The sequence below is a fragment of the Roseobacter cerasinus genome (assembly GCF_009811755.1).
Lineage (GTDB): Bacteria > Pseudomonadota > Alphaproteobacteria > Rhodobacterales > Rhodobacteraceae > Roseobacter > Roseobacter cerasinus.
The window spans coordinates 44,893-60,851 of the sequence record NZ_BLIV01000013.1 but is presented as its reverse complement, the minus strand read 5'-3'; the positions used below and the strand labels follow the sequence as shown (position 1 = coordinate 60,851).

Genomic DNA, 15,959 nt, shown 5'->3' with positions numbered 1-15,959 from the left:
GTTGGTTCCGGTCACACGCGTGTTTTCGACCAGGCTGTCGGTGTCGATTTGAGTGCGTCCGATGGAGGCGCGCCCGGTGAGCACCTTGGAGAAGTCGCGGTCGACCCGGAAGGTGATGGACTGCCGGTCGCGTTCTGTTTGCTCGGTATCTTCTGCGGTGAATTGGGATTGCGATACATTAAGCCGCCCGGTGAAGCCGGGCGCGAAGCGGAACCCCGTGGTGACCCCGTAGCGGATGGTTTCGGTGTCGAACAGGTCAGGGTTGGTCACACCGCTGTAGCGGCGCCCGCTGATCCCGAAATCGAAGCTTAGTGACAGGGGGGCGTTCTGCAACAGGCTGAACGACACATCGGTATTATACCGGGCCCGGGTGCCGGTGTCGTTCAGATCATCGATATCATCCGGGATGTCGAGCACGCCATCCTCATCGACGAAATCATCCAGAGGACGCAGAAATTCGATATCGTCCTCACGGTAGTCAGCCGAAATCGAAAAGGTATTCACTGCGCCAGAGCGGACATAGTTGAGATCCAGCCGGGGGCGGTCGACCCCCGACAGATTGTCGCCTTCGGGGTCATCGCTGAAGCGCAGAGCGGCTGATGTCGAGAAATCGAGCCGGTTGAGCGGGTTGCGGGTCACCGCAGTGAAGCCAAGCCGGGTTGACGATTCATAGGTCACACCCGCGCTCTCGGCATCACGTTCCTGATTGTCTGTGGCGCTGAATTGCTGGTTGAGCGTCAGGCCGAACCGTCTGGTTGGCAGCTCACTCTCCTGGGCGAGAGACATGGTGACCATTGAGGCCACCAAAACACCGGCCAGACCGGTTTTTCTATTGATTAAATTGCCCACACCCCTGCCTTTGCTGCCCGGTCTCAGTTTCTCCTGCGATGGACCGACGCGCTTTAGCTTATTCAAAAAGCCGTCTCTGCGGGACGATCAGCGTGTCGCCTTCCTGCATGATGAGATTGTTGCGAATTTGCGCTCCGCGTTCGATGTCGCGGTAGTTGATGATGAAGATCTGCTGTCCACGGCGCAGCTGCAGCCGCTTGGTCGCGGCAAACCGGCTGAAACCGCCGACCTCTCCCAGAAACTGCAGAAGCGTGGTGCCCTCTTCGATCCGCCGCTTGCCCGGGGCGTTTGCCTCACCCGCCACATAGACGCTGATCAATTCAAGGTTTTCCTGACCGCCAAGGCCGACGACAGACACAAAGACAGTGGGGGGGGCCGCGAAATTCGGCGCCAGTGCCGATATGATGCTGGCCTGCACCTGGCTGACGGTGCGCCCGCCTGCCAGAATGGACCCTGCCAGCGGCACGTTGATGCGCCCGTCCGGCAGAATGAACTCCTGCCGGTTGAGCGAGCCATCCTCTAGCACTTCGATACGCAGTGCGTCGCCAGGCTGGAGCCTGTATTGCTCCTGAGCGGTGAGTGTGGTCGCCGACAGCAAAAGTGTGACGAGAAAGACGATGATACGGCTCATGATCAGGACCTCGGAGGCTTGACGGAGGGGTGACCGTCTTTATGCGGTTTTTTCCTTGCTTATCGAGGTTTTTCTCTGGGTCAAAGCGGCTTTTCGCCACCCGGGGCAATGGCAGCGGTGCCGTCGCTCATTTGCAACAACAGGCTGAGGCCCCTTGGGGGGGAGACCGGTGATGCGGCTATGCCGGTTTCTGACTGGGTACGGGGCTGTTTTGCAGCCCCGTCTCAGTTCTGGTCGGCGTCTTCAATGGGGTCAGGCAGGTTCTGCAGAACCTCACGCACCTCGGCATAGCGGGGCAGGGGGCTGTCGCCCGCGAGCTCCAGCGCGCGGGTGAGCGTTGTGCGCGCCAGCTCCACCTGTTCCGTGGCGGCATAAGCGAGCCCCAGATGGGCTTGCACCATCGGATCCTCGGGCAGCCCGGCGGCGGCTGGCTCCAGATACTCCACCGCGTCTTCGAAATTGCCACGGCGGTACTGGATCCACCCATAGGTGTCCTGAAACGCGGGAATATCACTGCCGCGCAGGCGCCGCGCGATGACCTCTGCCCGCTCCAGGCTTTCGGCGTCATCGCGATGCGTGGTGATCAGGCTGGCCAGGTTGTTGGCCAGAACCACATTGTCGGTGCTCTGGGCATAAAGGTCTTCGTATATCGCAATGGCCCCATCGATATCGCCCTCTGCCTCAAGCTGCGACGCCTTGACGGACATCAGGCGCGGCGAGGGCGCCTCCATTCGGTCCAGAGCGGCATCAATCACAGCCGTGGCTCCGGGCTGGTCGCCGGTATCGCGCAGGATCACATAGAGCGCCAGGACGGGCGCATCGTTCTGTGGCTCTTGTGCGATCAGCGCGCGGTAGGCCGTGGTGGCGTCTTCAACATTCCCGCTTGCCGCATAAAGTGCGGCCTGTACGTACCGCAGCAGGAGGGCATCGGGGTTTTCGCGGATGGTCTCATCCAGGAAGGACTGCGCTTCCGCGATGTTGCCCTCGCGGAGGTGGGTCTGCACGATCAATGCGACGGCCTCAAGCGAGGCATCGCCCTGGTCGATCAAGCCTTGCAGGAAGGTGATGCTTTCGTCGGTTCTGTTCTGGCGCAGCAAGAGCTGGGTTTGCAGGGCACGGGCCACGCCGGCTCCCGCGGCAGTCTCAAGTCGCTCAAGCTGGCGAATGACCCCGCGTGTGCGGCCCCAGTCGGCTTCCGACAGATATGCAAGCCCCAGGGTCTGGAGGACCTGCACATTGTTGGGCGCGCGCCGCAACGCATCCAGCAGCACCGATTCCGCCGGAGGAAAGCGGCCATCCTGCAACAGGAAATTGGCATAGCGCACCGATGTGTCAGGTGCGTTGTTCGATACTTCGACCGCCAGTGACAGCCGTTCGCCCGCAAGGCTGCGGTCGCCATCGCGCAGATGCGCGCGGGCCATCATGGTCAGTGTCTGCGCATTCTGCGGGTCGGCATCAAGCGCCGTGCGCAAGAGCTGGATCGCCTCGGCGATGGCATCGGCCTCGATTTGCCAGGCGGCCTTCATCTGCAGTGCGGTGACTTGCAGCCCATCCTGCTCCAGCACCTCCTCGACCAGCGCGCGGGCGCCGATGTTGTCCCCTTCGTTTTCCAGCATCTGCGCCAGTGCGACTTTGGCGGTGCGTGCATCCTCTGATGCTTCCGCCCCGTCGAGGGCGTCGCGCAATTCGGCAATCGCCTCATCCCGGACGCCGCTGTCGAAAAGCTGTGCCGCCCGCAGACTGCGGAAATAGAGCGGGTTGTCGCTTGCGGCGATGCGTGCATCGATCTCGGCGAGGGCCGCCTCCGCCCCGGCGGTGCGACGCAGGAACTGGATGACCGCAACCTGCGCGTCCCGCCGGTCTGCGTCGTCCGCTTGCTCCGCAAGCTGCCGCAGGAAGGCCTCGGCCTGATCAAGCTCCCCCTCCTGCAGGTACCAGCTGATCATCAAGCTGCGGATCTGTTCGTTCTCGGGAAAGCGGCGGATCATCTCTTCAAGATGCGCGCCGACGGCCGGGGTGTCCTGCAACTCATTGAGAATGCGCAGTTTCATCTCGTGCAGACGCAGATTGTCAGGCTCTTGTGCGAGCGAGGTCTCAACCTGCTCCAGCGCGCCTGTCAGATCGCGTTTGGACAACCGGTCGTCGATGAGGATCTGTCGGGCGAAAAGCTGGCTGCCATCTTCGGCGACGATCTCTTCGGCCTGGGTGACAAGGGCCTCCATCGCGTCGGCGTCTTCGTCATTGCGGGCGGCCCGATAGGCGACAACCGCATTCATCGCCTGAAAGAGCCGGTCCTCCGGAACCAATGCGAGCCCGCGCGGGATATAGCGCTCGGCATTCTCCCAATCGAAGCGGCGCAGCGAGATTTCACTGATCACGCGGAGCCCGTCGATGTCATCGGGGTATTGTTCAACCAGACGAAGGTATTGCCGATAGGCGATATCCTCGCGACCACGATCCAGCTGGATCTGGGCGAAGAGCTTGCGGGCCTCGCGGTGCTGACCGTTGAGTTTGAAGACGTTGCGCAGCTCGACGAGCGCGCGATCCACATCATTCTCAGCCAGGAGTTCCTGTGCTGCAGCGAAATGCTTCTCTGCACGTTCTTCAGAGGTCTCACAGGCGCTGAGCGCCATCAAGATAACGAGCGGAAACAGAAGCTTACGCATAAGTCTCATCTGAACACTCCACAGATGTCGGTAAAATCCAGCAGGCAGCCGACTAAAACGTAATGGTCAACGGCCTAAATGTGAAGCTATCAGATCTGTAATAACAAAGACGTAATCAAGATCACAGAAGGCCTGGATCAGCAGCCTGTGCCTTTGAGCACGACCCGGATCGTCGCCAGAATGATCTTGGCATCTGTCCGGAAGGACAACATCCGCTCATATACGTTGTCGAATTGCACGCGGCGTGCAAAAGCGGTGTCGTTGCGGTCAGAGATTTGCCACAAGCCTGTCACACCCGGGCGCATGCGGAAATAGGCCGTGCCGGTGTAAAGCGCCTGTTGCTTGGGCATCATCGGACGCGGGCCCACCAGGCTCATGTCGCCCTTCAGCACATTCCACAGTTGTGGCAGCTCATCGAGCGATGCTTTGCGCAGAACCGCCCCAAGAGTGGTGATGCGCGGATCATTGCGCAGCTTTTGCTTGCTGGTCCATTCGGCCCGGGCTTCGGGGTTCTCGTTCAGGTACTGCTCCAGCAGAGCATCGGCATTGGTGACCATGCTGCGCAGTTTCCACATGGTGAAAATACGCCCGCCCAGGCCAACGCGGCTTTGCGAATAGAAGGGGTTGCGGCCATCCCGCAGGAAGATGCACAGAGCCAGAACAAAGACGATAGACACAACCAGAGGGGATGCCATCAGCGTCAGCCCGACGTCGATACACCGTTTGATCCCGCCTCTGTAGGCGTCCCGAGCGTCCGATCGGCGATAACGGGCCTGGATGAAATCTGTGTCATCGTCATGTTCCGCGATCGTCGTGTAATGAATGGACATACTTGCAACCTTCACTTTGTCGGCCAAAGCCACTTACTGGATACGTTTGTTCGAGGTCTTTAAATAACAAATTTGAAACAAATCTAAAGGATCTGGTGTCTCCGCAAAATTTTTCCGCCAATCCTACATACAAGCGAAACGAGGCTTTGGCAATTTTATCGTAGTTTAGGGTAAATTTTAGGAAATACTGTAAGATACTGATAAATATGAAGGTCATCCGTTTCTGTGATCAGTTTTGCCCATGTTTGAAGCAAATGCCCATGGATTAATCAACCTGGCCGTGTGCCGCACCCGTCTGAGCATCGCAAAATCATTCCTGTGATTCAACCTTGCCTCATTTTTGATTCGGTTTTGAGGTACTCGCCAGCACCGCAGAGACAAGGTGTTGTGAATTGCCGGGTAAGGCTCGAGAGCCTGGTGTCGGCCCCCCACTTGGCGGGGCGGGCATCGGCGGGGTTTGGCACAGGTGACCGAAAAAACTGGATGAACAGCAATGCAAAATCAGTTATGGCAGCCGCAGCCTAGCTCCAGAACGTGGAAGAGGTCGGGACATACCTCTAGGGGTTTGGTTTTGATGTGTAGTAAAAGTTGCCAGCAGACGAGATGACCATGTCCAGCTCCTTTGATATGTATACAGAGTTTTTCGGCCTGACCGAGCGCCCGTTTTCGCTCGTCCCGGATCCGGATTTTCTGTATTGGTCCGATGCCCATAAGCGGGCCTTCAACATGTTGGAATATGGTCTTTTTACCCATGCGCCCATCACGCTGGTGACAGGGGATGTGGGGGCAGGCAAGACGACGCTGCTGCAATATCTGCTCAAACAGATCGAGGGCGATATCACCATCGGCCTGATCTCCAATGCGCAGGGCGGGCGGGGCGAGCTGTTGCGCTGGGTGATGATGGCGCTGTCCCAGCCGGTGGTGCCGGGGTCGGACTACGTCGATCTCTTCAACCAGTTTCAGATGTATCTGATTGAGGAGTATAGTCAGGGTCGCCGGGTTGTCCTGATCTTCGACGAGGCGCAGAACCTCGACCGTGAGGCGCTGGAAGAGCTGCGCATGTACACCAACATCAACACCAACAAGGATGAGCTCTTGCAGCTTGTGCTTGTCGGTCAGCCAGAACTGCGCGATATTGTGCGCCAGCCCGGTTTGGAGCAATTCTGCCAGAGAATCGCAGCCAATGTGCATCTATCGGCCATGACCGTGGATACGGTGACGGACTACATCAAACACCGTATGAAGGTCGCGGGGGCCGGCAGGGATATGTTCACCGATGAGGCGATCGGGCTTATCGCGCGGTCTGCCCGGGGAATTCCGCGTCTTGTGAACCAACTCGCAGACTTTTCTCTGGTATATGCCTCATCCGAAGAGCAGGAGGTCGTGACCGCTGATATGGTCCGGAACGTCCTGCGGGATGGTTTGTTTATGTCGAATGTTCTCTTTTTGGAAAAGACCTGAGTTATGACGTTCAGCCCGAAATTCTACCTGTCGATCTTCTTCCGCCGGTTTCACTATTTCCTGGTGGTTGCGGGGCTCGTCTCCACTGTGGGGGTCACGGTTGCCACCATGCTGCCTGCGGAATACGAGGCCGCCGCCATCTTGCGGGTCGAGCGGGCGCAGATCCCGCAAGATCTGGCCTCTTCCACGGTGCAGACCGGTGTCGGCGAGCAGGTTCAGATCATCCAGCAGGAGCTGACCAGCCGCGCTGCGGTTCTCGAAATGGCGGACAAGATGCAGATCTACCCCAACCGCAGCGAACTTGACCCGAATTTCATCATCAGCGACATGCGCCAGCGGATCACAATCGCACAACCGCGCGGGCGCGGTGCGGCGACTGTTACGGTCGGCTTCCGCGGGCGGGATGCCACAACCACGGCTGCTGTCGCAAATGAGTTGGTGACGCGGCTCCTGGCTCAGAACGTGGAGCTGCGCACAGGTAGTGCCACCCAGACGCTGGAGTTCTTCGAGCAGGAGGTCGCCCGGCTGAGCGCCGAGATCGATGCGCAAAGTAGCAACATCCTGGAATTCCGCCTGCAGCACCAGAATGCGCTGCCCGACAGTATGGAGTTCCGCCGCGGGCAGCAGACATCGCTGCAACAGCGACTGGTGCAGATCGAGCGGGAGGAAACGGCGCTGGTTGAGCGGCGTGCCAACCTCGTAGATTTGTTCGAACGGACAGGCCGTGTCGATACGGATTCTGCAAATCTTTCGCCTGAACAGCGGCAGCTGCAAAACTTGCAGAAAGAGCTGGACAACGCCTTGCTGGTCTATTCGCCGCAAAACCCGCGCATTCGCGTTCTGCAGACCCGCATTTCTGCCCTGGAGGGCGTTGTGGCGTCGCAGTCAGCGGTTGAGGGTGAAGAAGATGCCGGGCGGGCGCTGTTCGAACTCCAGCTTGGCGATATCGACCAGCAGCTTACGGAATTCACCCGTCAGAAAGAAGAAATCGCAACCGAGATTGCCCGGTTGCAGGATACCATTGATGCCACACCCGAAAACTCGATCCGGCTCAGCGAGCTGGAGCGCGCGTTTCGCAATGTCCAAAGACAGTATCAATCGGCGTCTGAACGGTTGGCCACTGCCGAGATGGGTGAGCGGATTGAAGTTCTGGCCAAGGGCCAGCGGCTCCAGCTGGTTGAGCAGGCTGTGGTTCCGAATGCACCGACCAGCCCCAACCGGCCCCTGATTGCTGGCGGCAGCGTGGGTATGGGCTTTGTGCTGGGGCTCGGCCTGATCGTGCTGATGGAGCTGCTCAATTCATCTGTCCGCCGCCCTGTCGATATCCAGAACAAGCTCAATATCACGCCCATTGCGACCTTGCCTTACATTCGGACCAACCGGCAGCGGCGGATTCACGATGGCATTATCTTTTGTGGTGTCTTTATCGCAGTGATCGCGGCCCCGGCGACGATCTGGGCGCTGCATACATATTATCTGCCGCTCGATTTGCTGATTGAACAGGTGCTGGACCAGACCGGGTTGTCAAATGTGACGCGCCTTCTGAGCGGCGGGTGATGTGTCTTTGATGTGCCAGGTCGCGTTTGTGCGCGGCTTGATTGGGCGATGTGAAAGGTGAGATGTAGAAGATATGGAACGTATCCAGGTTGCTCTTGAGCGCGCGCGCGCGAAACGCGGGACCGTCGCGAAACCGGCCGACAAGGCCAATGCCAGACCTGCCACTCCGATCAAGGGCAGCGCCAATCTTGTGGAAGCCTGGAAGGCCATCAAGGTCTTTGAGCCTGATCCGCAGCTTCTGGCGGCAAATCGCATTCCGGCATATGAGCGCAATCAATTGTCGACGCCCATCGATATGTTGCGCACCAAAGTGTTGCAGATGATGCGTGACAACGGCTGGAACCGGCTGGCTGTCACCTCGCCCAATGCCGCCTGTGGCAAGACCACGCTGAGCCTGTCGCTTGCTTTCAGCATTGCGCGCCAGCCCGAACAGCGGGTTGCCGTGATCGAAATGGATCTGCGGCGTCCCAATGTGGCTGCCACTCTGGGCATGCCACGCGGCACCAGCCAGTTTGCCAATGCGCTTGAAGGGCGTGCTCCGATCGAGGAGCATCTGGTGCGCATTTCGGAAAATATTCTCGTGGGCGCCAATCACGGATCCGCCCGGCATCCGTCGGAGCTGTTGCAGAGCGATACGATGCGCACTGCACTTGATGAGGTTGAACGGGTGTATCAACCGACGATCATGATTTTCGACATGCCTCCCACACTCGTGAGTGACGATATGGTCGGCTTTGCCGACACTGTCGATTGTGCGCTGCTTGTGGCGGCTGCCGAGAGCACCTCGATCAGTGAGGTGGACAATTGTGAGCGTGATATCTCGGAACGGACCAATGTTCTGGGGGTGGTGCTGAACAAATGTCGCTATATGGGCAAGGAATACGGCTACGATTATTATTCGTAAGGCCTGACTTCGGGTTGTCTTGCCGTTCTGTTACGGACTGCAACACCACGCTGAGGGCACTGTCGTCGTCGCGGCAGTGCTTTTTTATGTATTTCTCCTGTTTGAACTCTGGGAAGAGGCCTTGCCCACAAAAAAAGGCCTGCACAAGGCAGGCCTTTTCAAAACTAGCATATGATCGCTTTGGATCAGGCTTTCTTGCGACGACGTGCGACGCTCAGAGCACCCAGGGCACCCAGCAGCAAGAAACCACCAGCAGGAAGCGGAACTGGATCCATTTGATCGTCAACCAGTTCATATTCGATGGCAGCAAGTGCGAAGTCGCCAGTTGTGTCATCGGTTGCATCGCCAGGGATGAACGTCAAAGACGTGATCTCGATGTCCGAGAAGCTGCGGAATGCATACCCATTGTCGGGTGCTACACCAATATCGTCGCTGGCTTCGACGGGATCGCCAGCTGTCAGGTTGATACCGCCATTTGCGAAGACGGAAACCGACTCTGTTCCGCCTTGTGGGCCGATGAACAGATCAAGGAAGTGCAGACCTGTCAGCAGAATAGCCTCGCTGAACGTGACGATCAGAGTCTGATCATCCTGGGCCGTTGCTTCGTCGTCATCGACGCCGACACCGTCGTTTTCAAGTGCCAGCACGCCGCCCGGCGCTGGAAGGGGCAGTTCTGCGTCGATGGGCGTGTTTGTGTTCAACGTGCCACCAGTTGCAGTCACTTCCCAAGTGATGAAGCCACCATCGCCATCACTGAATTGGCCTGTTGCATCAGGACCTGCAGTAAAATCGAGGAGCGCAGCAGAGGCGCCCATGGTGCTTGCAGCGGTTACACCTGCCGCAAGACAAAAGGATTTAAACGAAACCGACATCTTATAACTCCAAAGTTACACTACTATTCTCCGCCCCTTTACAGCCTCGAACGTTAAAATTCGAATACAATAAAGAGACAACCCTCGGAGAAGTTTTATCACCTCTGGCCTGTGCACAGAAGAGTAAAAGCGAAATCTTGCGCTAAAATAACTTCATCAATCGCCCGTCAGAGGCAGATTTGTCGAATTTTCAACGATCTTGCCCTGATTTTTTGGGGAAATCGGCTCCGATACAGATCGTGATCATCGCAGCTGCGAATCAGTTTTGTTCATCGATTAAGGTTATTTCCGCAACTTCGAGAAAGGGCGAGCCCTTTTCTTTCCCCTTTAGCGTGTAGGCAGCTTCGCGCCCATTTGCAAAACGCCCGTCAGCCAGAAAGCGCTGATTCGGGCGGTCATCGCTGAAGGTCCGGGTCCAGCCGGTCAGCCGGTCCTCTTCGTAGATCGGCGTGTCTCGCCAGGGGGCGCTCCAGTGCAGGCCCGGGTCATATGTGCGCCCGGCGGCGATCGCATCGTAATCGACGGATACAAGGCGGGGTGGCGCGCCGGGGCGGTCGGGGGCTGCGTAGTCTCGCTGTTGATGGGTCGGGAAGCTGATGGAGAGGATGGCCGGCGCGCTTTCGACCCCGCCCTGGGTCAGGATCACCGCGATATCCACCCGGTCGCTCAGCCGCTCTGCGCGGGGGGCTATGGGGCGGCGATCGTGCCAGTTGATCGTCAGCCGGGCGCGGGTACCGCTCTCATCAAGTGGTTCGATCCGCACGCGCGACGGGTCCCCCCGCAACAGCACCCAGTGCAGCTTGGCATCTGCCGCCCGCGCAGGCCCGCGCGTGTCGGTGGCGAGGATCATCTCCTTCTCCCACTCCGGGCCGCGCCAGATCCGGGCTATGGCCCCCGGGGTGTCAAAAAGCCGCTCGCTGCGCCCGATCAGCCCGGCGCGCGGGGCGAATGTTTCCGAGAGCACCTGCAGCATGGGAACGGGCGGCACGGTGTCTGGCGTGAGGCTTTGCGCCAGCGCCACCACCCGGTCGAGCCGCAGCGCGCTTTGCTGGAAAACGGTGGGGTGGGCCGCGCCGGTGAGATAGGTGGCGCGGTTGCGCACATGGGCCTGGCTGCGCCGCAGGATCATTTGCAGCGTCGGCGCCACCAAGTCTTCGCGCTGCAGCATCGCGCGGGTGTCGGGGCGCATGGCCGCCAAGGCCCAAACCGCAGCCGCTACGAAGGGCCGGTCGCGATAAGACGACCCCTGGCTGATGATCATGTAGGGCCAGTTTGCCGGAAAGAGATCCACCGCATCATGGTCGCGGTGCTCAGGATAGACGTAAAAGTGGTTCAGCCGGTAGTTCTGATAGGCAAAAGTGGGACCCACCCCGCTGGTCATGGCAGCGCGCGGCAGGCTGCGCGGCGCGCGCCCGCTTTTGAACGCGGTGGAGGAATTTCCGATAACAATCCCGTCAAAGAGAAGATCCTCCGCCAGCCCGTAGTGCAGACGCCGATCCTGCAGCGCCGGGCCATAGCGGGTAACGACGAGCCCTGGATAGCGGGCATGGCCCAGATCCGAGTGCCCCGCATCGCGGTTGTCGTAGATCAGGCCGGCAAAGCCTGCGGCCTGGCCCGCGTTGATGAGCCGGGCGAGATTGGCCTGGGCCGCCCGCTGGTCGGGCCGGGCGTCATCAGCAAAAGGCAAGGGGGGCGTTGGTACGCCTGTCGGCAAATTGATCGGGACGACAAACCGTCGTATCTGCGGGTTCCAGGCAAGATTTTTTGACCTGATCGGCAGCCTGTGCGCGTCGGGCACGGCTGGCTCTGGCGCGGCACGGGAGAGAGGCAGGGGCGATTGGCCTTCATTGACGGCCGGTTGCGTTTGCGAGGCGCGCGTGCCTTCGGCGCCCAAAGGCAATCCGGACCAGCAGAATATACAAATTGCCAAGGCGAAAAGCTGTTTCATCATCGCACCTCTCCCCGGTGTCGCTCTCGGGAGATAAGCGTAGGTCACCGCCGCCGCGTCGTCCACTCCGCAGCGCGCCGGCTGAGCCTTGCAGAATTCTCCGATAGCGGTATCCACCCTCCTGCGGGGCGCCTATGGTCCCGTGTCACATCTGTGGCGTGTCGGGCGAAGAAGAAAGGGTGCATCTGGATGATCGGCAAAATCTTCACGCATCTTTTACCCGGATCGCGCACCGCGCCCCCCCAGCCGCAGGTGCAGCCGGATCACCGCATCTATGCCATTGGTGATATTCACGGGCGGGCCGATCTGCTGGGTGAATTACTGGACCTTATCACTGAGGACAGCCGCAGGCAGGCCGATGCGCGTGCGGTCAAATATGTCTTTCTGGGTGACTACGTGGATCGGGGGGAGCAGTCCCGCGCGGTGCTGGACCGGCTTCTGGTGCTGCAACAGGCCGGGGCGGAGGACGCAATCTTCCTCAAGGGCAACCACGAAGCCGCCCTGCTTGATTTTTTGCAAGACCCCGTCGCGGGCCGCCGGTGGCTTGATTTTGGCGGGGCTAGAACCCTGAAGAGCTATGGGTTGGATCCGGACGGCGACCCGGAACGGCTTGCGCCGGCGTTTCAGACCGCACTTGGCGCACATCTGGCGTTTCTGCAGGAGACGGAGCGGTTCTGGCAGTCAGGGGAGGTGCTGTTTGTGCATGCGGCCGTCGATCCGCGTCGGGCGCTTGCGGATCAGCGCGACCGCGATCTGCTCTGGGGCAATACGGCGTTTTTGCGGGGCAGGGGGCTCAAGGGCCTGCGGGTGGTGCATGGCCATTACAACGGCCCCGAGCCTGTCGTCACCCCTGCCCGCATCTGCGTGGACACAGGGGCCTATTACTCCGACCGGCTCACCGCGGTCTGTCTGGACGAGAGTGTGCGTTTTCTTCATACGGGGCGCGGCCATGACGATTGACCCTGCAGGGCATATCCTTGAAAACCCGGCCACATCGCTTCGAAACCGCGAGGACAGGCCATGCCCCTGATCAAGATCGGCGAGACATCCGTCTATTTCGTGCATTGCCCCAAGGCAGGCGGGTCAAGCGTCGAGGACTACCTGGACAAACAGTCCTATGAGGTCACGCTGCTGGATCGCGCATGGCTGAGAGCCTGGAAGAAGAGCGAGGGGCGCCACCGCCCGCTGAGCTCGCCGCAGCATATGATCTGGTCCGAGGCGGAGGCCTTGCTCGAAAAGGACCCCGACCAGATCTTTGCTGTTATCCGGCACCCGGTTGCGCGTCTTGTGAGCGAGTTTCGCTATCAGAAAAGCTACCGGAATTTCAAATGGTTGGAACGGCGCCTGGGCTGGATGTCCTTTGCGACATGGCTGCGGGTTGTGGGGATTGCGTCGAAGCTTATGCCACATCTTTATGACAATCATATCCGCCCCCAGACTGACCTGATGCCAAAGAGCGGTGTCGACCTCTTCCGGCTGGAGGACGGGCTTGACCCTGTCGCCGCTTATCTGGCGCAAATCGACGGATCCCCCCCGGGTGAGATGCCGCAATCCCTGCCCTCGACAGACAGGCGCGATGCGGTGCCGTCGCGTCAGGATCTGCGGTTTATCCACTGGCTGCACCGAAACGACTTCGAGCGGTTTGGCTATGATCCCGCAGAGGGTGCCGGGAAGCCGCCCCCTACGGACCACTGGGCCTGGGCCCGGCTGCTCTTTGCGCTCGTGGCTGCGCCGCTGGTGGTGTTTCAATACAGGCGCGGGCGTCTGTGAGCGCATCCGCCGCAGGCTACGCGGTCCGCTGCCGATAGAACTCTGGCTTCGGATCGGGGCTCGCCTTCGGGGTGGATCGCCTCCGCCCTTTGTGATTTCCATGAACAGACGGCCCCTGGTATCCCCGTGCGGCGGTCTGCTCAGGAGGCTTGCCATGCGGCGACATGATATTGTGATGGTCTTCAGTCTGCTGGCCACGCTCTGCGGGGGCGCAGGCCTGCCCCATGCGGAAACGGCTCCGATCTGGCAGGTCGCGGCAGAGCGGAGCGCCCCGCAGGCGGCTGCGGCCCCGTTTCGCGGTGATGGCCTGCCGGACCGGTGGATCCATGCCGCAACCGCAGCGTCCCATACCAGTGAGATGGCCACCAGCGCGGTGTCGTCCAATGGCATGCAGCTGTTCTGGCAGGAGGAGACCGAGGTCGGCACCTATGCTGACGGAACACCCTGGATCAAGGGCCCTGTCACCATCATTGGAAAGCTGCCCGCCGGACGCGCCGATCAGCGGTTTCGGGACAAGGATGGAGCGCTGGTCACGGATCGTGTTGTGCACGGGATGATGCTGAACCCCGGACACCGCGACTATGTCGGCGGCGACCCGGCCAAGAACCGTATAGGCGCAGGGGCACAGGGCTTTGACAGTTATGACACGTCCCGCGAAACCGACCGCTACCAGGCGGCGCTTAATCTCGACCCCGGGCTGCCCGGTGCCGCGCCGCTGACCGTGACCGAGGGCACATTGGTGGTGGCCCAAAGCCGGCTTGCGGCCGCATTCGAGCGGCCCCGCGATGTGGTGCAGCGCTATGGGATTTTCACTGTGGTGCGCGATCCGCCCCGCGACGGCAGCCTGCGCCCGTCGCAATCCGTGGCGCGCAAAACCTCTGACTTTCACGTCGATGACATTGATGTCCGACGCCTGCCCAACTGGGCTCCGCCACAGCAGAAACATATGCCCAGCTATACGGAGGCGCTCGCAGCGGTGGAGCGGGTGCGCTATATTCATACGACGAATAACCTCGCGGCGCGCAATGTCTATGCGCCCAATTACGGGCGCGATATCGCGCGGGAACTGGAGGAAGCGTTTCTCTTCCTCGGGCTCTTCCGCCCGCTTTATCAGAAAGAGCAGGTCGCCTATCGGCTGGTGGCCCTCGGGCTCGACATCTATGGGCGCATCGAGGAGGGCGGCCGGTTCGAGGGGCTGGGTGGTGGTCAGGCCTGGATGGATGCGCCCCTGGCCTTCGCCGCCGCGATGCTGCAAAGCGAGGAGATTGCCGCTGTCGTCAAGGCCCGGCGGACCGGCTTTGCGCGTCAGGTCTTCACCGTGGAAGAACGGGACGTCTACAAGCGCATCCCCAACCCCGACCGGCAAGGCCGCAGGCACGATCCCTATGGCCATCATCATATCGGCATGGCCGAATGGGGGGAGCAACATACAAAACAGGGGTCCCGCGATGCCTCAAACTGGGGGGCGAGCTACCGCTGGGTGGCGGCCTCTGTGGTGCCCTCGCTTTACCTGGTGCGTGCTCTGACCGGGGATGCTCGCTATCTGGCAGGAGAGGATGTCGCGCGATACATTGACCGCTACTGGTTGAACGAGCGTCGCAATAAGCCCGGGAGTGTGAACGGATTTTCGCGCGGCGCGCATGCGCTGATGCGGGCGGCCTGGGTGCCTTTCGATCCGGAGGGCGCGCCGCAGGTGGCCACGGCTTATAGTGCCACGCGGGGAGACGCGCTTTATCTGCGCTTTGACCGGCCCATTCGCGAGGGTCGAAGCGGTGCGGCGCCGAATGATCCAGCCCATTGGACCGTGAGGGTCAACGGCACACCCCGCGCGATAGACAGCGTCGCCCGGTCCGGCATCGGGGTGCGCCTGTCCCTGTCGGAGCCGGTCCAGGCCGAGGACAGGCTCACGGTAAGCTATGATCCCGGGTCGCAGCCCCTGAGCGGGTATGACGACAGCCCGGTGGCCGCTTTTACAGAGCAGGCGGTCGACAACAGGGTGGTGACGCAGATCGAGAGCCTGTTTGACGATCCGCAGTTTCTGCGCTTTGCGGGGCAGCGGTTGCAGTCGCGCGGCGCCAAGGCGCAGGAGTTCATCCGGGACCCGCGCGGCGGTGGCGCGCTGGATCTTGTGGCGCGCAATCTCACACCCGGAACCCGCTACCGTTTCGAGATGCGGTTCACGGAGGCCGCCCCCGGAACCACGCTCAGCCTTGAGGTGAATGACCGCCCCCTGCGCGACGGGGCGGCCTGGGAGATCGGCCCGGCCTCTGAACAGGCGCCGCAGTACATCCGCACAGAGCTTGTGACCGGTCCGAAGGAAACCGAGATCCGGCTCAGACTCCGTGATCTGCAAGGCCGCAGCGCCTTTGCCGCAGATCGGATCATCCTGACCCAAAACTGAATTCCCCGCTGGCCTCGCAACAGGACGGCATGTAGGAAGCCGTCAGACACGAGACTGTAAGATTTGGGCG

Annotated in this window: 12 protein-coding genes; 6 read left to right on the top strand and 6 right to left on the bottom strand. The window is 60.5% G+C overall.

Annotated features, from left to right (window positions below; genetic code table 11):
* The 4 genes from So717_RS21500 to So717_RS21485 all read right to left on the bottom strand — a co-directional run.
* Positions 1-849, bottom strand: an 849-nt coding sequence (locus So717_RS21500; protein ID WP_159981247.1) for a hypothetical protein, incomplete at its 3' end; no start/stop codon positions are given.
* 58 nt (positions 850-907) lie between these two features.
* The gene (locus So717_RS21495; RefSeq protein WP_159981244.1) at positions 908-1,480 is read right to left on the bottom strand and encodes a polysaccharide biosynthesis/export family protein; all 573 of its coding nucleotides are present in this window, start codon (positions 1,478-1,480) and stop codon (positions 908-910) included.
* Between the two features lie 224 nt (positions 1,481-1,704).
* Positions 1,705-4,146 carry a tetratricopeptide repeat protein gene (locus So717_RS21490; protein ID WP_238841179.1) on the bottom strand — a complete coding sequence of 814 codons (2,442 nt, stop codon included), beginning with the start codon at positions 4,144-4,146 and terminating at the stop codon, positions 1,705-1,707.
* 137 nt (positions 4,147-4,283) lie between these two features.
* On the bottom strand, positions 4,284-4,976 hold the full coding sequence (locus So717_RS21485; RefSeq protein ID WP_159981238.1) for a sugar transferase: 693 nt from the start codon (positions 4,974-4,976) through the stop codon (positions 4,284-4,286).
* A gap of 603 nt (positions 4,977-5,579) precedes the next feature.
* On the opposite strand from So717_RS21485, the gene So717_RS21480 reads away from it, so the two are divergent.
* The 3 genes from So717_RS21480 (at position 5,580) to So717_RS21470 (ending at position 8,898) form a co-directional block, all read left to right on the top strand.
* Positions 5,580-6,437 carry an ExeA family protein gene (locus So717_RS21480; protein WP_238841177.1) on the top strand — a complete coding sequence of 286 codons (858 nt, stop codon included), beginning with the start codon at positions 5,580-5,582 and terminating at the stop codon, positions 6,435-6,437.
* Positions 6,438-6,440: 3 nt separating this feature from the next.
* Positions 6,441-7,994 (top strand): GumC family protein, encoded by a 1,554-nt coding sequence (locus So717_RS21475; RefSeq protein ID WP_159981236.1) that lies wholly within the window; start codon positions 6,441-6,443, stop codon positions 7,992-7,994.
* Between the two features lie 73 nt (positions 7,995-8,067).
* Entirely contained in the window at positions 8,068-8,898 is an 831-nt protein-coding gene (locus So717_RS21470; RefSeq protein ID WP_159981233.1) for a CpsD/CapB family tyrosine-protein kinase, read from the top strand.
* Between the two features lie 185 nt (positions 8,899-9,083).
* On the opposite strand, the gene So717_RS21465 is transcribed toward So717_RS21470, so the two are convergent.
* Complete coding sequence (locus tag So717_RS21465; protein WP_159981230.1) at positions 9,084-9,770, bottom strand: VPLPA-CTERM sorting domain-containing protein; 687 nt, start codon at positions 9,768-9,770, stop codon at positions 9,084-9,086.
* 259 nt (positions 9,771-10,029) lie between these two features.
* Positions 10,030-11,457 (bottom strand): hypothetical protein, encoded by a 1,428-nt coding sequence (locus tag So717_RS21460; RefSeq protein WP_159981227.1) that lies wholly within the window; start codon positions 11,455-11,457, stop codon positions 10,030-10,032.
* A gap of 450 nt (positions 11,458-11,907) precedes the next feature.
* On the opposite strand from So717_RS21460, the gene So717_RS21455 reads away from it, so the two are divergent.
* The 3 genes from So717_RS21455 (at position 11,908) to So717_RS21445 (ending at position 15,889) form a co-directional block, all read left to right on the top strand.
* A complete protein-coding gene (locus So717_RS21455; protein WP_159981225.1) occupies positions 11,908-12,678 on the top strand; it encodes a metallophosphoesterase family protein in 771 nt (256 codons plus the stop codon).
* Positions 12,679-12,738: 60 nt separating this feature from the next.
* The gene (locus So717_RS21450) at positions 12,739-13,488 is read left to right on the top strand and encodes a sulfotransferase family 2 domain-containing protein (protein ID WP_159981223.1); all 750 of its coding nucleotides are present in this window, start codon (positions 12,739-12,741) and stop codon (positions 13,486-13,488) included.
* 154 nt (positions 13,489-13,642) lie between these two features.
* On the top strand, positions 13,643-15,889 hold the full coding sequence (locus So717_RS21445; RefSeq protein ID WP_159981222.1) for a hypothetical protein: 2,247 nt from the start codon (positions 13,643-13,645) through the stop codon (positions 15,887-15,889).
* Positions 15,890-15,959: the final 70 nt, after the last annotated feature.